This window comes from Pseudomonas sp. LTJR-52 (assembly GCF_003691465.1).
Classification (GTDB): Bacteria; Pseudomonadota; Gammaproteobacteria; order Pseudomonadales; family Pseudomonadaceae; genus Chryseomonas; species Chryseomonas luteola.
This window is the reverse complement of the sequence record NZ_CP033105.1, coordinates 4,502,492-4,518,983: the sequence shown is the minus strand read 5'-3', so window position 1 is coordinate 4,518,983 and position 16,492 is coordinate 4,502,492. Positions and strand designations below refer to the sequence as shown.

Annotated in this window: 12 protein-coding genes and 4 pseudogenes; 2 read left to right on the top strand and 14 right to left on the bottom strand. The window is 55.0% G+C overall.

The features are described 5' to 3' along the window. Window positions 1–431: 431 nt before the first annotated feature. The gene (locus EAW52_RS21080; protein WP_122043938.1) at window positions 432–1,163 is read left to right on the top strand and encodes an N-acetyltransferase; all 732 of its coding nucleotides are present in this window, start codon (window positions 432–434) and stop codon (window positions 1,161–1,163) included. 63 nt (window positions 1,164–1,226) lie between these two features. Next, window positions 1,227–2,336 (top strand): alpha/beta hydrolase, encoded by a 1,110-nt coding sequence (locus tag EAW52_RS21075; protein WP_177411918.1) that lies wholly within the window; start codon window positions 1,227–1,229, stop codon window positions 2,334–2,336. A 47-nt stretch (window positions 2,337–2,383) separates the two neighbouring features. Here the strand turns inward: EAW52_RS21075 and EAW52_RS21070 are convergent, their stop codons facing one another. The 14 genes and pseudogenes from EAW52_RS21070 to EAW52_RS21015 form a co-directional block, all read right to left on the bottom strand. Then, window positions 2,384–3,448 carry a chemotaxis response regulator protein-glutamate methylesterase gene (locus tag EAW52_RS21070; RefSeq protein ID WP_122043937.1) on the bottom strand — a complete coding sequence of 355 codons (1,065 nt, stop codon included), beginning with the start codon at window positions 3,446–3,448 and terminating at the stop codon, window positions 2,384–2,386. Then, on the bottom strand, window positions 3,445–3,966 hold the full coding sequence (locus EAW52_RS21065) for a chemotaxis protein CheD (protein WP_010798847.1): 522 nt from the start codon (window positions 3,964–3,966) through the stop codon (window positions 3,445–3,447). Before EAW52_RS21065 ends, EAW52_RS21070 begins: the two co-directional genes overlap by 4 nt. After that, window positions 3,959–4,771: a protein-glutamate O-methyltransferase CheR gene (locus tag EAW52_RS21060; protein WP_122043936.1), complete on the bottom strand. Its 813-nt coding sequence runs from the start codon at window positions 4,769–4,771 to the stop codon at window positions 3,959–3,961. Before EAW52_RS21060 ends, EAW52_RS21065 begins: the two co-directional genes overlap by 8 nt. An 11-nt stretch (window positions 4,772–4,782) precedes the next feature. Next, window positions 4,783–5,283 (bottom strand): chemotaxis protein CheW, encoded by a 501-nt coding sequence (locus EAW52_RS21055; RefSeq protein WP_122043935.1) that lies wholly within the window; start codon window positions 5,281–5,283, stop codon window positions 4,783–4,785. A gap of 5 nt (window positions 5,284–5,288) precedes the next feature. Then, window positions 5,289–6,944 (bottom strand): methyl-accepting chemotaxis protein, encoded by a 1,656-nt coding sequence (locus EAW52_RS21050; RefSeq protein ID WP_122043934.1) that lies wholly within the window; start codon window positions 6,942–6,944, stop codon window positions 5,289–5,291. An 18-nt stretch (window positions 6,945–6,962) separates the two neighbouring features. After that, on the bottom strand, window positions 6,963–7,523 hold the full coding sequence (locus tag EAW52_RS21045) for a chemotaxis protein CheW (protein ID WP_019366691.1): 561 nt from the start codon (window positions 7,521–7,523) through the stop codon (window positions 6,963–6,965). A 3-nt stretch (window positions 7,524–7,526) separates the two neighbouring features. Next, window positions 7,527–8,387: pseudogene (locus EAW52_RS26925) on the bottom strand (methyl-accepting chemotaxis protein); the annotation flags it as partial. A 69-nt stretch (window positions 8,388–8,456) separates the two neighbouring features. After that, window positions 8,457–9,704, bottom strand: a pseudogene (locus EAW52_RS26920) (MCP four helix bundle domain-containing protein); the annotation flags it as partial. Between the two features lie 91 nt (window positions 9,705–9,795). Next, window positions 9,796–10,671: pseudogene (locus EAW52_RS26475) on the bottom strand (methyl-accepting chemotaxis protein); the annotation flags it as partial. Window positions 10,672–10,722: 51 nt separating this feature from the next. After that, window positions 10,723–12,204, bottom strand: a pseudogene (locus tag EAW52_RS26470) (MCP four helix bundle domain-containing protein); the annotation flags it as partial. Window positions 12,205–12,236: 32 nt separating this feature from the next. Next, window positions 12,237–14,417, bottom strand: a complete 2,181-nt coding sequence (locus EAW52_RS21030; protein WP_122043931.1) for a chemotaxis protein CheA — start codon at window positions 14,415–14,417, stop codon at window positions 12,237–12,239. 9 nt (window positions 14,418–14,426) lie between these two features. Then, window positions 14,427–14,744, bottom strand: a complete 318-nt coding sequence (locus EAW52_RS21025; protein WP_019366687.1) for a lipid asymmetry maintenance protein MlaB — start codon at window positions 14,742–14,744, stop codon at window positions 14,427–14,429. A 21-nt stretch (window positions 14,745–14,765) separates the two neighbouring features. After that, on the bottom strand, window positions 14,766–15,140 hold the full coding sequence (locus EAW52_RS21020; RefSeq protein WP_019366686.1) for a response regulator: 375 nt from the start codon (window positions 15,138–15,140) through the stop codon (window positions 14,766–14,768). Between the two features lie 24 nt (window positions 15,141–15,164). Next, window positions 15,165–15,962: a methyl-accepting chemotaxis protein gene (locus EAW52_RS21015; RefSeq protein ID WP_372238931.1), complete on the bottom strand. Its 798-nt coding sequence runs from the start codon at window positions 15,960–15,962 to the stop codon at window positions 15,165–15,167. Between the last annotated feature and the right edge of the window lie 530 nt (window positions 15,963–16,492).

The window sequence follows — 16,492 nt, the reverse complement described above, 5'->3', positions numbered from 1 at the left end:
CTTCACTCAAGGCAGTAAAGACGTGGGCTCTGGTCAGCGTATGGCCAAACCGGACGTGTTGTACATTACAGAAATGAGCCTGTGATACCACCTGAATGACCGATGTCAGGATGAGGTATAAAGGATAACGCTAGATGGAGTGCGGTTATCTAGCCCTTTCTAGTTGGATCTGGATAACCTAGACGTTGACCCTCAGCTCATCTGACTTAATCTGTACTCTTGGCTCAGGGCACGGTACATAGTGATTTCCTGGCGTATGCGTTCTGTGATCTGCTCAGGTGACAGCGAGACAGGAGACATCAGCATTTGGCTTTGGAACGTACTGAGCTCATGAGCATTTTACAGAAATGCCATGCTTTAAATGGCGGGACGGATAGGGCGGAGAAGGGCCTTGCGCGGCTCATGCTTAAGGAACAGCTCAGGAGCAATTCATGACTGATATCTTTACGCTGGAAGCCTGTGCCTTTAATGCCTGGCCTGCACAAAAGACGGTCTTTCACGAGGGGTGGGTGCTGCGTCTGGCAGGCGGTTATACCAAGCGCGCTAATTCGGCCAATGCCTGGCAGCCAACGGCCTCGTTCGATAGCGTACGGTCCTATATCGAGTCGCTGTACCGCCGGCAGGGTTTGCCTGTCATCTTTCGATTGACGCCTCTGGCAGGTGATGAGCCAGACAGGCAGCTCGAAGCGGCGGGTTATGAGCGGGTCGACCCTACCGAGGTGATGACGCTGGGCTTAGGTAATCTAAAAGAGAGCCAGGGTACGGTCACGCTTGAATCCTTGCGTACACAGGCCTGGGGCAACGGCTTTGCTTTGCTCAGCGGCCTGGATGCGCCCTGTCGCCAACACCATGATACCTTGCTGGACGCTATCGCCTGGCCTGTGGTCTACGCGACGGTTTACAGAGAAGGGCAGCCTGTTGGCTATGGCCTAGCAGTGGCGGAAGGTGACTGGGTGGGCCTGTTTGATCTGGTGGTAGCGCCAGCCTGGCGTGGGCGTGGTCTCGGGCGTCAGCTGGTTAGCGCACTGTTGGCGTGGGGAAAGCGCCAAGGTGCCCGACAGGCATACCTGCAGGTAACAAACTCAAACACCTCTGCAATAGGCCTTTACCACTCGCTCGGCTTTGAGCGTCGCTATGGCTATCACTACCGTGTTTTGATGTGAAATGGCAACGTTCCTGAACCTGTGTGGTCGCTTTTAACATGACATCACACAACAGGAAACCCTATGCGTTTACAACCTTCCCGACTTAAGAACGGTATTCTTCTCATGGCTGCGGTAGGCATGGGCGTGTCGCTGGCGGCCTGCACCAACCGCTCGCCGGACAAGCGGCCCTTGTCCGAGCTGGCGATAAGCGGGGCTAAAAGCTCGGTACGTAATGATGCGGACATGCAAAAAGTATTGAATCAGTACGCCCGCTTTGATCCGAAAGCCATCGAGAAGATCACTCCGACTGAGGTGCGTCAGCAGCCAACCATTGCAGACGCGGTAAAGGCGGTGCTTGACAAGGAAGGGCGCGACAGTGCGCCTGAAGCGCTGGTACCCGGAGTGAAGAGCGTGGATACCAGTGTATCCGGCGCCGCAGGTACATTACCGGCTCGCGTGTATACTCCTGAAGGCAAGGGGCCTTTTCCAGTCATCCTGTACTTTCATGGTGGCGGCTGGGTGTATGCGGATCGCAATGTTTATGACGCTGGTGCACGTGGGCTCGCGAAGCAGGCCAATGCTATCGTTGTTTCGGTCGACTACCGTCTTGCGCCCGAGCATAAATTCCCGGCTGCCCATGATGATGCCATCGCAGCCTACCGTTGGGTGATCCAGAATGCCGGCTCGCTGGGCGGTGATCCCAAGCGCCTGGCACTGGCGGGCGAAAGCGCCGGTGGTAATTTGGCTGTTGCAACGGCCATTGCCGCAAAGAGGGCCGGCCTGACGGCGCCCAAGCATATTCTGTCGGTTTACCCGGTGGCCCAGACCAACACCCACACCGAATCCTATGACAAGTACGCCGATGCGATGCCGCTCAATCGACCCATGATGCTGTGGTTCGTGGCTCAGGCTACAAAGTCTCCGGTCGACCTGAACGACCCACGTATCGACTTGGTCCATGCCGACCTGAAAGGCTTGCCGCCAATCACAATTATCAATGCCGAGGTGGATCCGTTGCGCGATGACGGTGCCCATTTAGAGACTGCCCTGCGCAATGCGGGCGTAGCGGTGGATCGCCAGTTATATTCAGGGGTTACGCACGAGTTCTTTGGTACAGCAGCGGTCGTTGAGAAGGCCAGACAGGCTCAGCAGTATGCGGGCGAGCAGTTGAAGGCAGATCTTACGCGTTAATTGAAATCCTACGGACAGGCGCCGTGCTGCGCTTGTCCGTAGAATGCCTAGCGGGCCATGTTCAAAATGGCTGCCGGAATTTGGTCCAGAGGCAGTTCACGCTCCACGGCCCCTAACTTGAAAGCCTCCTTGGGCATTCCATAGACCACACAGCTCTGCTCATCCTGGCCCAGTGTCTTGGCGCCTGCTTCACGCATTTCCCTAAGACCTCGTGCCCCGTCGTCTCCCATACCGGTCATGATGATACCCAGTGCATTCTTACCGGCGCAGCGCGCCGTTGAACGGAACAAGACATCAACAGAAGGGCGGTGACGGCTTACCGGCGGGCCGTCGACGATCTCTACCTGATACTGCGCGCCATTGCGCTTGAGCAGCATGTGCCGGCCGCCGGGTGCGATCAAGGCGCGACCGGGAATGACGCGATCACCATGCTGGGCCTCCCGTACTTCAATCTGACAGAGCCCGTTCAGGCGCTCGGCGAAGGCGGCCGTAAAGCGCTCGGGCATATGTTGAACGATAACAATGCCCGGACACACCCGGGGCAGGGCAGTCAGGACCACTTCCAGTGCCTGCGTACCGCCAGTAGAGGTGCCAATACTGACCACTGTGTCGGTCGTGCGGGTCATCGCCTGGCCCGGCGGCAGGATGACATCTGCGCTGAGTTTAGGCGGCGGGCTGGCCGGTGGCGCGGACGTTGCGATACGGCGAACGTTGGCGCGGGCCGCTGCCTTGACCGCGGAAATCAACTCCTGGCTACTTTCTACCAGAAACTGTCGGAGCCCAGCCTGTGGCTTGGTGACAAAGCTGACCGCGCCGGATGAGAGAGCCTGCATGGTGGTCGCGGCACCTTTTTCCGTCAGCGTCGAGCAGATCACAACCGGAGTAGGGCGCTCGGCCATGATCTTCTTCAGAAAGGTAATGCCGTCCATGCGGGGCATTTCCACATCAAGGACGATGACATCCGGCCATTGCTTATTCATCTTATCCATGGCGAAAAGCGGATCAGCCGCCACGCCAATCACTTCGATGGCACCGTCGGCAGACAGCGTCGTGGATAGCACCTGACGCACCACGGCGGAGTCGTCGACGATCAGTACTTTAATGCTAGTCATAGGCGATCTCTTTGCCGTGGTGGAGCCTGTACAGGAGGCGATTGCTCAAGCTTGACCTCCCCATCCCAAATGGAAAAGCTAAGGCGTCGATGACCGATACCCTCCACATGGCTGGCGCTACAAACAAGTCCGTGTGCCTGTAGAAGGCGCTTAGCCGCCTTGACGTTCTGCAAGCCGATGTGGTCCTTTTCATTACGTGCAATTCCCGGAAACATGTTGCCGCCACCGAAGACACGCAAGGTAAACTCCGATGGTTGTGTACCTGACATCTGGATAGCCTGGAGCAGTAGCGCCAGCGCCTCGTCACCGTAGTGACCATCGAGTCGGTCCGATACCTTGTGCCCCTTGCTGCGAGTAGGCAATAAGTAATGGCACATCCCGCCCAGCTGGCGCTGGGGATGCCAGAACACCAGCGCCACACAGGAGCCTAGCAACGTTCGGATGCGTGTATCAGCACCCCCGAAATGCAGCTCCCCAGGCTTAAGATAAACATCTTTAATCTTGGTTGGCTCAGGCATGAGGCTTCTGATAGATAGAGGGTCTAACCATCTTGAGCGCTTCAGTGATGCCATTGAGGCTTTCTGAATGGCTTACCATGAAATAACCTCCTGGACGTAAATGGTTTACAAGACGTTGGACCACTTGGCGCTTGGTGTCGTTGTCAAAGTAAATCATTACATTTCGCAAGAAGATCACTTCAAACTGACCAACATCAGGCAGGGTAGTATTGAGATTGATCTGTCGAAAGGTAATACGTGCCGTCAGATTTGGATCAATCAGGAATGTCCCTTCATTTTGACCAATACCCTTGAAGCAGTGTTTGTGCAGTAACGCCTTTGGAATACCTTCGGCATCCTCCAAGGGGTACTGGCCCCGGCGCGCTTTTTCCAGCACCCGGGTACTGATATCAGATGCAACGATTTCCCACGGGCGGGTGCCGAGCGTATCAGCCAGAGTTAACGCCAGGGTATAGGGTTCCTCACCAGTCGAGCACGCTCCACTCCAGATACGAACGGACGCGCGGTCACGTATCTCTGGTAGTACAACGGTACGGAGGAACTCAAAATGCTTGGGCTCACGGAAAAAATAGGTTTCATTGGTGGTGAGTAAGTCAACCGCTGTTTGAAACTCGCTCCGATCGCGCATCAGGACATCAAAGTAGGCTCCATAACTGGGAAGGCCCCGCTGACGAACCCGCTTGGCCAGCCGTCCGCTGACCAGGGGCTTTTTGGAGTCTGCCATGCTGATCCCGGCAGCATCGTAAATCATTCCACGAAACTTGCGGAAATCGCTGTCTGAAAGAGCAAGGTTATCCATCGTCATGACATTTACCGTCAGTTCTGGCTGGCCAGGTAATCAATATCCTCAGCATTGAGGACTTGGTCGATATTGAGCAGGATTACAAAACCATTTTCGCGCTTGGCCATGCCGAGAATGAAGTCGGTACGGACATGGGTGCCAAAGCGCGGCGCTGGTTCAATGGCATCGGCACTGATTTCCAGTACTTCGTTAACGGCATCTACCACGATGCCAAAGATCTGATGTCGGCCTCCGACACTTAGCTCCAACATCACAATGCAACTGCGCCGGTTGACCTCGGTAGGCGCACCACCAAAGTGCACCCCAAGATCGAAAACAGGTACTGCTGCACCACGCAGATTAATTACGCCGCGAATGCTACGAGGCATCATGGGCATGGCTGTAATCGGGCCATACTCGATAATTTCACGTACACACGTCGTGCTGACCGCAAACATCTCTGCATTCAATGAGAAGGTCAGGTATTGCTGTGGCTGCTCGATAGCAGCCACGCGGTTAGCCTTTAGAAGACTCATGGGCGTTAATCCTTGAAGCGTACAAAACCAGCCGGTACGCCAGCCAATTGACCGGCGGCAGGGCTGTAGTCACGCGCTGGCGTTGCTGCCTTGCGAGTCGGTACAGCCGCTGGTGGTTGGCTGCGCGGAGCTTCACTGGAAGAAACACTCCCGTTGTGAGCCAGGGTAAAGAACTCCATCAGCTGTTGAAGCTGTTCGGCCTGACCACTCATTTCTTCGGAGGTCGCAGCCAGCTCTTCCGAGGCAGAAGCGTTCTGCTGAGTGATTTGGCTCAATTGACTCATCGCCGTGTTGATCTGGCCTACACCTGAGGTTTGCTCTTCGGATGCGGCCGCAATCTCCTGTACCAGATCGGACGTCTTGCCGATCGAGGGTACGATTTCGTCCAGCAACGTACCGGCACGCTCAGCCAAGGCCACGCTTGTTTTGGCTACATTGCCAATTTCCTGGGCTGCAATCTGGCTACGCTCGGCCAGCTTGCGTACTTCAGCTGCCACAACCGCAAAGCCCTTGCCATGCTCACCGGCACGTGCCGCTTCGATCGCCGCGTTCAAGGCCAACAGGTTGGTCTGATAGGCGATGTCGTCCACGATGCCAATCTTGTCGGCAATGGTCTTCATGGCTGCGACCGTGTCCTTCACGGCCTTGCCACCTTCGGATGCTTCCTGGGCAGCCTTGCTGGCCATACTGTCAGTGACCTTGGCGTTCTCGGTATTCTGGCCGATAGAAGCGGACATCTGCTCCATGGACGCGCTGGTTTCTTCAACCGATGCGGCCTGTTCAGAAGACGCTTGACTCATGCTTTGTGCTGTAGCGGAAACCTGCTCTGAGGCACTAGACAGCGCATCGGCAGAGCCCCGCACTTCACTAATAATATAAGCCAGTTTGTCTGTCATGCCTTTGATAGCCGCGAGCATGCTAGTGGTATCACCAGGCTTGGTCACAACATTGACGCTCAGGTCACCTGCAGCAACGCGGCTAACAACTTCAGCAGCATAGGCCGGTTCGCCACCTAATTGCTTGATGAGACTGCGGGCGATGATGAAACCAAGAAGAGTAGCTATTACTAATGCCACTGCACCTATAGAAATCATCAGGAGGCGAGCAGACTCATATGCCTGGGTTGCCTCTGCTCCCGCTGAATCCATTTGCTCTTTCATGAATTTGTTCAGCGCACTTAACGTCTCAATATAAGCGTTATTGGCTGGGGCAAACTCTTTGAGCATGTAATCAACAGCCCGGCTATGGTCTTGGTCTACTAAGGTATAGAACGGCTCGTACTTGGCCTGCAATGCCGTACGCTTGCTGGATAATTCCTTAAAAAGCTCTTTGCCTTTTTCGGAATAGATAGAGGCCTCAAGTTTACTGATGAGCTCGGAGTTAGCGCTGCGATTTTTAGTGACTTGATCTTTGAATTCCTGCCGCTTGGCTACATCGTCTACAAGCAGCATGTTGCGTAAAAGGCGGCCGTTATCAAGCGTTCCGCGCACAAGAGCATTGGTCATCTCCGTTTTCGGAAAACGATCTAATGACATAGTGTCCGTTGAGGCTTTCATGGCCGCCATGTTGACGACGCCCACTAGAATAACGATGACAAGCAGAGCGACGACTGTGCCAAAGCCCAAGGCAAGCTTGGTGGTAACGCGCATGTTTCTAAACATGGCTATGACTCCGAAAGGTTACAACGAGCGCTGCGGAAGCGCTGCACGCGCGCTGCCGAAGGCCATAGCGGTTTCTGGGGTTTTGACGAGTCCTGCGATTTCGCTGATGGACAGCACTTGGCTGACGTTCAGCAGTACCACGAACTCGTCCTTGATCTTGGCAATGCCCTGAATGAAGTCAGTCCGGATGCGGCTGCCGAAAGCCGGAGTCGGACGGACATGCTCCAGAGGTATTTCAAGCACTTCACTTACAGCATCAACCACCACACCAATGACTTGGGGTTGTTCGTCATCTACAGTCTCGAGGATGACGACGCAGGTCCGCGATGTAACAGCCGTACGAGTGCCTCCGAACCGTGCTTCCAGATCAATGACTGGCACGACGGCGCCGCGCAGGTTGATTACTCCGCAGATAAACGCTGGCATCAGCGGAACGACAGTAAGCTGGCCGTATTCAATAATCTCCCGTACGCACAGCGTATCCACGGCAAAGGTCTCACCGTTTACTACAAAGGTCAGGTGTTGACGCTCGGCTTCACCGTTTGAAGAGAGCAACGCAGTAGTCACATCGGTACTCATGTCTTATTCCTCGAACCGGACGAATCCTTCCGGTGACGAGCCTGTACGAAGTGGACGTTGCGCCATGACCCGCTCCCTGCTATGGCTCGGCTTGCTGGAAACCGGCCTTACATGATCGATGGCGCGCTGCAGATCAGCTGCGGCACGATGGGCTGAGAAGAAGCTCATCAGTTGCTGCAGTTTTTCTGCTTGGCTACTCATTTCTTCGGCCGTTGCCGCCAATTCTTCAGAGGCTGAAGCATTTTGTTGCGTAATTTGATTGAGCTGACCCATTGCGGAGTTGATTTGGCCTACACCTGAGGTTTGCTCTTCGGATGCAGCAGCGATTTCCTGTACCAGGTCGGACGTCTTGGTAATCGACGGAACGATCTGATCCAGCAACGTACCGGCACGCTCGGCCAAGGCAACGCTGCCCTTGGCCACGTTGCCAATTTCCTGAGCGGCAACCTGGCTACGCTCGGCCAGCTTACGCACTTCCGCTGCTACAACGGCAAAGCCCTTGCCATGCTCACCGGCACGTGCGGCTTCAATCGCAGCGTTCAAGGCCAGCAGGTTGGTCTGGTAGGCAATGTCGTCCACAATGCCGATCTTCTCGGCAATGCTTTGCATAGCAGAAGTGGTCTCACGAACCGCCTGACCACCCTCAACGGCTTCTTTAGCAGCCTTGCTGGCCATGCCATCGGTAACCTTGGCGTTTTCAGTATTCTGAGCAATGGAGGCGGACATCTGCTCCATGGACGCGCTGGTTTCCTCAACCGATGCGGCCTGCTCAGAGGACGCCTGGCTCATGCTTTGCGCCGTAGCTGAAATCTCTTCTGACGCACTGGCCAATGCATCGGCCGAATCACGGACATCCATGATGATCTGGGACAGCTTGCTGACGGTGCTGTTGACCGATTGCTTGAGTTCTAAGAGCTGACCTTGGTAATCGCCTTGAATCGTACGGCCTAGGTCGCCGTTTGACAGCGCCCCCATGACGTCCATGGCTTCGCTTAGTGGTGCAACGATGGCGTCCAATGTGCCATTGACGCCTTCGATGATCCGGCGGAAGTCACCCTGGTGCTGGGAAGCGTCGGCTCGCTCATCGAGCTGACCAGCTATTGCCGCCTGACTGAGTTGCTGGGTATCGGTAATTAGTGCCTTGATGTTGTCACGTACCTGCTCAATGTTATCGTTAATGAATGCTTTCTTGCCCGGCAGGCGGGCCAGAGGTGCGTCCAGGTTGCCTTCACCAAAGCCTTTTACGCAGGCCATTGCACTACGCTGGTCATCGATATGGCCCTTGACCATATCGTTCACGCCTTGCGCCATTGTGCGGTAGCTACCCTCGAAGCGATCAGCCGGAATGAAGGTATCGGTCTCGCCCTTGTCGTGCTCGGTGGACATGCGATTCATTTCATTGAGCAGGCCGCGTAAGGTTTCCACCATACGGCTCATGGCTGCCATGAGGCTGGTAGAGTCGCCTTTCTTTAGCGCAATCTCGCTAGGCAGATCACCGGCCGCAACACGATTGGCCATGGCTGCAACGTCGGCGGGTTCGCCACCCAACTGCCGAAGCAGGCTGCGGGTAATGACAAAGCCGATCAGGCCTACGGTTGCCAATGTAGCCAGCGCAATTATGATAGAGATAAGGGTGGCAGTTCCTTTCAGGCTTACTGCGGTCGCGGCGCCTTCCTTACCGAGTTGCTCATTGAATCTGACGTGAGCATCAAGTGCCTGGCTAACTTTTTCAATGACGTGAAGATTTTCCAAGAGCATTGATTTAGCTTCCTCAGTACGGTTTTCCCGTGACAAGGGCAGCACCTTGTTTTCTAGTTCTCTCAGTCCTTTTAACGCTTCACGATCGCTAGCCAGCAGCTGACGGTCCTGATCGTTTGACAGTAGGGTTTCATAGTGCTTCAAACTCTGGTCAATATCCGTGCGAATAGACGCCAGTGTCTCATCGACTTGCGCCATTTGAGCCGCGTCAGTGCTCAATATGTGCACGTAAAAACTCTTGATGGAGCTATCAACGCTCCGGCTAATCTCATTGATCGCCAATAGGCTAGGCACTGTATTGTCATTGCCATAGTTAGCCGCCTGGAATACACGGTCGATCTGGTACTGACCTGTCCCTGCCAATAGCACAATGCCAAGCAGGGCTGAGAACACCAGAAGAAGCATTTTCTTTGAAACAGTCATGATCAGCCTCACAGGTAAGCCTCTGGCCAACCTGGGTTAAATATCTTGATAGAAGAGCGCCTGCGGAAGATGCAGGCGCCCTGTATGATCATCAGCTCTGGAAGCGGATGAAGCCTTCCGGTAACGCTCCAGATGCCGTTGCAGCATGCGGATGAGCCTGAGCTTTAATGCGTACCTGCTCCGTGAATGGACGAGTATGGTCCAATGCACGTTGAAGGTCTGCTGTAGCCGTGTGGCCATTGCTGCTGAAAAAGCTCATCAGACGCTGCAGTTGTTCGGCCTGACTGCTCATTTCTTCGGCCGTTGCCGCCAATTCTTCAGAGGCTGAAGCATTTTGTTGCGTAATCTGGCTCAGCTGACCCATGGCCGCGTTGATCTGGCTGACACCTGAGCTCTGCTCCTCCGACGCGGCCGCAATCTCTTGAACCAGATCGGAGGTCTTGCCAATGGACGGCACAATTTCGTCCAGCAACGTACCGGCACGTTCGGCAAGGTCTACGCTGCCCTTGGCCACGTTGCCGATTTCCTGAGCTGCAATCTGACTACGCTCGGCCAGCTTGCGTACCTCAGCAGCGACTACCGCAAAGCCCTTGCCATGCTCACCGGCACGTGCCGCTTCGATCGCCGCGTTCAAGGCCAACAGGTTGGTCTGATAGGCGATGTCGTCCACGATGCCAATCTTGTCGGCAATGGTCTTCATGGCTGCGACCGTGTCCTTCACGGCCTTGCCACCTTCGGATGCTTCCTGGGCAGCCTTGCTGGCCATACTGTCAGTGACCTTGGCGTTCTCGGTATTCTGGCCGATAGAAGCGGACATCTGCTCCATGGACGCGCTGGTTTCCTCAACCGATGCCGCTTGCTCTGTGGAGGCTTGGCTCATGCACTGGGCAGTTGCTGAAATCTCCTCTGACGCACTAGCCAGTGCATCGGCCGAATCGCGAACGTCCGTGATGATTTGGTTCAGCTTGCCAACGGTGCTGTTAATGGATTGCTTGAGTTCCAAGAGCTGACCCTGGTAATTACCTTGTACCGTGCGGCTGAGGTCACCCTGGGCAAGGCCGGCCATAACGCTCATGGCCTCATTAACGGGGCTGACAATCGCATCGAGCGTCCCGTTGATGCCTTCGACGATACGGCGGAAATCACCCTTATGCTGACCAGCATCGGCGCGGGTCGCCAACTGGCCTGCCATGGCTGCACCGCTGAGCGCGCTGGCATCATCTACCAGCCGCTGGATATTGGCCCGTACCTGCTCGATATTGTCGTTGATTACTGCCTTTTTACCTGGGAAGCGCTCCAGCGGTGCAGAAAGATCACCTTCGCCAAAAGCCTGTACACAAGCCATGGCCTTGCGTTGCACCTCAAGGTGGCCATCGACCATGGTGTTGATGCCTTCTGCCAGCGCCTGATAGGAGCCGCTAAAACGGGCTGCTTCGATGAAGACGTCGATGTCACCTTTGTCATGAGCACGGGACATGCGCTGCATTTCATTGACCAGCTGCATGATGTTTGCACGTACCTGCTCGATGTTATCGTTGATCACCGCCTTCTTGCCGGGAAAACGCTCAAGAGAGGCGTCCAGATTGCCCTCGCCAAAGGCTTTTACGCATGCCATGGCTTTCTGCTGGACTTCGAGATGGCTGGACACCATGGTGTTTACACCTTGCGCCATAGTGCGGTAGCTGCCCTCGAAGCGGTCAGCGGGAATGAAAACATCTATATCCCCCTTGTCGTGCTCCTTAGACATGTGATTCATCTCGTTGAGCAGATTGCGCAACGTACCTACCATGCGACTCATGGCCGCCATGAGGCTAGTTGTATCGCTTGCCTTGACTACAATGTCATCCGGCAGATCGCCCTTAGCCACGCGATTGGCTACGGCTACGACTTTTTGCAGGCTGCGGATGATGACGAAACCAATAAAGCCGATAGCAAGCAGAGTCACCAGGGCGATAACAATGGATGTAATTGTTGCATTGGTCTTGATGTTGGCTGCCAGCTGAGCGCTTTGTTCACCCAGGCGCTGATTGAACTCACGATGAGTACCCAAGGCTTCGGCCAGCTTGGTGAAAACCGGACGGTTAGCCATCAGTATTTCCCTGGCTTGATCCAGTTGTCCCTGCTGGGACAGCAGAAGCAATTTATCCTGAAGGGCGAACAGGGCACCGATGGCTTCACGGTCCTGCTCCAGCAGACGACGATCCTCATCGTTGGCTAGGAGGTTTTCATAGTCTTTCAGAGCGTTTTGGACCTTATTCTGCAGGTCATGGACTTCTTGAGCCAGCTGCCCTTTCTCAAGGGCATCGTTGCTCTGTAAGTGAAGGAACATAGCTCTTACAGACTTATTGGTAGGATCGTTGACCGCTGCGATAGCCAATAAGCTCGGCACTGCGTTCTCGTTGCCGAAGTTTGCTGCCTCGAATACCCGGCTGATCTGGTACTGCGCAGCACCGGCCAGGACCAAGATGCCTAGTAATGCAGAGACTACCAGCAGCACCATTTTTTTCGTTTCGTTCATGATAGCTGTCTCAATCAGGAATTGATGGTCATGGCGGTGCTGGAAGCGGCCTGCCTTTGTGTAATTGTGCCGATCATTCCCGGCACACTGAGGATCAACGCCACGGCACCACTACCCAGTATGGTGAAGCCGCCCAAGGCGCGGTTGTTATCGAAAATCTTGCCGAGTGGCTTGATAACGGTTTGAAACTCACCCATGAGCTGATCTACGACCAAGCCGGCACGACTACCTGCATAGTTCACGACAACCACGTTTTCACGGCGTGGCGGTTCATCTTCAACGGCAAACAATTCACGTAGTCGGATGAAGGGCAGGGCATCGCCCCGTAAATCGATGTAATCGCTCGTACTTTGTCTGGCCGCAGAGGACTGGTCGCTGGTCAGCTCAATGCATTCCTCAACCATGTCCAGTGGAACCACATAGGTGGCTTTGCCAACGCCAATCAGGAAGCCATCAATAATGGCCAGTGTCAGGGGCAGGCGGATACTAATCGTAGTGCCTATGCCTTCAACGCTGTCCAGATCCACTGTGCCACGTAGAGCCGTGATATTTTTCTTTACCACGTCCATCCCTACGCCACGACCGGACAGGTTGCTGACTTGCTCGGCGGTAGAAAAACCAGGCTCGAAAATCAGGTTGAAGATTTCCTTGTCGGTCAGGCTCTGGTTGTCGCTGACGAGTCCGCGCTCTATGGCTTTGCGTAGGATGCGATCTTTGTTAAGACCACCACCGTCGTCCGATACCTCGATGACAATGCTGCTGGACTCGTGGTACGCATTCAGGCGCACCGTACCCTGGGCAGGCTTGCCACGCTCGAGGCGAACAAGGGCCGGCTCAATACCATGATCCATGGAGTTGCGAATAAGGTGGGTCAGCGGATCGCCGATCTTCTCGACTACGGTCTTGTCCAGTTCGGTGTCACCACCGCTGATTTCCAGAACAATGTCCTTACCCAGCTCTTTGGACACATCACGCACGACGCGCTGGAAGCGGTTAAATGTCGTGCCGATTTGTACCATTCGCAGGGTCAGGGCTGAATCACGTACCTCTTCCACCAAGCGCGACAGTACGCCAGTAGACTCTACCAGTTGGGCAACGCCACTTTGCTGAGCGGCTAGTTGAGTACCGGCCCCTGCAATAATCAGCTCACCGATCAGGTTAATAAGCTGATCAAGCTTGTTGGCATCCACTCGAATCAGGTTACCTTCAGCTGTCCGGTTGTCCTTGACCTGCTTTTGCTTCTGCAGCGCAGCGGTCACGACTTGTGGTTGGACATTCTTCTCATTGATCAGTACCTGACCAATAGGCGCTGCTTCTGCTTCTGGCTCTGACTGTTTTTGAAGTGCTTTTTCCAGCTCCGATTGTGTCAGCGCACCGCAACGTACCAGCATTTCACCCAGGCGCAGATCTTCTTCCGGTAGCTCGTTGATCAACTGGATATAATCGGCCGTCTTGCTGTTCGGTGGAAAGATACGAATTTGACTGTCTTCACGAACAAATTCGAAGGCACCTTCAATCGTTTCCTTATCGGCATCCGTTGCAAAAGCCACTTCAAAACCCAGATAGCTGGTTTCCGGGTCCATTTCGTCAGCCGTAGGAACATGTTCAGTTAGCGTGACGATATGAGTGATCTGCCCGAAGGTATTGAGGTACCGTAAAAACGCTAAGGGATCCATGCCATTGCGTAACACATCGGGGCCAAAGCGCAGTGACAGGTGCCAATGCTCGCCAGGCTTGTCACTGATCTCACGGGCCACGGGCGCAGCGGCTTCCACAATCGAGGTCGGTACGGCATTGCCAGACAGATACTGGCTCAAGGTCTCGACCAGGGCTGTACCCTGCTTGTGCAGTGCCGGCTCCAATTCATCCAGCGAGCCGCCAGCTTCTACATGCGTAATAAGGGCATTGAGCTGATCGCATACCTGCAGGAATAGGGCGGCCAACGCATCGTTGAAGGCAAGCTCGCCACTGCGAATGCGATCCAGAACGCTTTCTGCCACATGGGTAAAACTGACGATACCGTCCAGCCCGAACAGGCCTGCTGAACCCTTGATTGTATGGGCAGCACGGAAAATCGCATTGATCAGGTCTGGATCATGCGGGTTCTGCTCGATCTGCAACAGAGCATCTTCCATCTGCTGGAGAAGCTCTTGGCTTTCGGCAATAAAAATCTTTAACACGTCATCGATATTCACGGCGTGGCCTCAAGCGAGATGCGGCTGAATAAGAAGAGGGTCGCCAAAAAAGCTGACTAGCCCGCTTAGCTCAAGCAACTCCACAACCGCAGGGCTGTGATTGCACAGGCTAAGCGAGCAGCCACGCCTGGCTGCTTCCTGTTTTGCAAGGATGAGCAGCTGCAGGCCAGCCGAATCGAATTCATCTACTCCTGCCAGATCAAATTCGACAAGTGCGCTGGCCTTGAGCGGATCGAGCACCTTGGCCTTGCTCTCAGCTGCTGTATAAATAGTCAACGGGCCATCCAGGGCCACACGGTGATGCAGTTCAATAGCGGCTTCGGTCATGGTGACGATCTCGTAGCAGGGTTACGGCAGAATCAGTTTGGAAACAGCCGCCAGCATCTGAGCGGGCTGGAAGGGCTTGACCATCCAGGCTTTGGCGCCTGCGGCCTGACCGGCTGATTTCTTGTCGGCACCCGACTCGGTGGTCAACATGATGACCGGCGTGAACTTGTAGGCCGGCAGCTTCTTGGCTGCTGTAACAAACGCAATGCCGTCCATATTGGGCATGTTCACGTCGCTGATAATCAGGTGGATCTTGCGGCCGTCTAACTTGCCCAATGCGTCCTTGCCATCACAGCCCTCGATCACGTCGTAGCCGGCGCCCTTGAGTGTCATGCCGACGACCTGGCGGATCGAAATGGAGTCATCAACGATAAGAACGGTTTTTTTCGTGCTCATAATGGTCTCGAACAGAAGTGTGGCTTAGAAGAAGGTGATATCGGACGAAGCGGCTGAAGCCGGCGTTTTGCCGTGATGGACAGCCAGCTGCTCCGCTGTGGTATAGGTCTTGGCCAGCTCATCAAGCCAGGCTTTGGTGTCAATCGGCTTCAACGCCTCGCCCTGCGCGGCCTGAGTACGCCGGTCAAGCAGGCGCTGTTCCAGCTTGTTCAAATCATTGCGGATATGGCTCAGCATCTGGCTGACGCGATCCTGGAATTGCAGGGCTACCAGGACGTCCGAGATTTCAGCGCCCACGGCTTCACTTTGCTCGCGCAAGGTGTTGCTCTGCTGCACCAGATGACTGGCGTTGGCATTGAACTGGGTGATGACGTTTTCAATGACATTGCCGGAATTTGCCAAAGTTTCAGCATCCTGGCGCGCATACTGCTCGGAGGCATCCAGCGTGCGGAGAATGGCCGCGTTAACGGTTTCCACCGTTTCGCTGATCTTCTGCCCGGTATTGCCCGACAGAGTCGACAACTTGCGAACCTCATCGGCGACCACCGCAAATCCACGGCCTGCTTCACCCGCACGCGCGGCTTCGATCGCGGCATTCAAGGCCAGCAGGTTGGTTTGCTTGGCAACATCGGCGACGTCTTTCGCCATGGCCTGAAGCTGGCCGGTAAAGTCGTGCAATTGGGTGATTTCGCGCTGAAGCACTTCTTTGCTCGACAGGGCTTCACGCAGGCCGGTAATGATGCCGTTGAGTTCGTTCTGGCTGGAGGACAGGAGCGCAACAAGCGCCTGAGCACTGCCATCATGGGACCCTTCGACTGACATCTGGATACGTCCTGCCAGCTCAGCAAAGCGATGGGTCAGTTGAGTAACGGCTTCTTCCGTGTGACTACGTGCTGTTTCGATTTGCTGTGCCCACACCGGGAGCACTTCAATACAGATCCCGTCCACAGCACCTTCTTGGGCCTTTTTGCCGGTCATGCCGCGTGCCTCGCTTTGTGAGGCAGAAAGTGCTTTCAGCACCTGCTGCTGGCGCGCCTGGCCCCAGACAGCCAAAAGCCCGGCTGCAATCAGTAGCGCAGCTGCCAGCACCCAGCTCAACGAGGAAGCGTTTCCTGCCCAGACAATTCCGGCTCCGCCAGCTACGCCACACAGCGCAAGCGGAATCCAGACGGTACCTGTCATTGAGGCGTGGTTGGAAGCTCCAGAAATGGAATGATCGAGAGAAACATCAGAGGAAGGCATCAAGCACCACCATTAAGTCGATTGCGCAGAGAACCGCATTGGAGGGGTTATCGTTTTCTACGCTTGAAACTTAATGGCGGTTATAGGATTTATTTACATGTCAATAATGA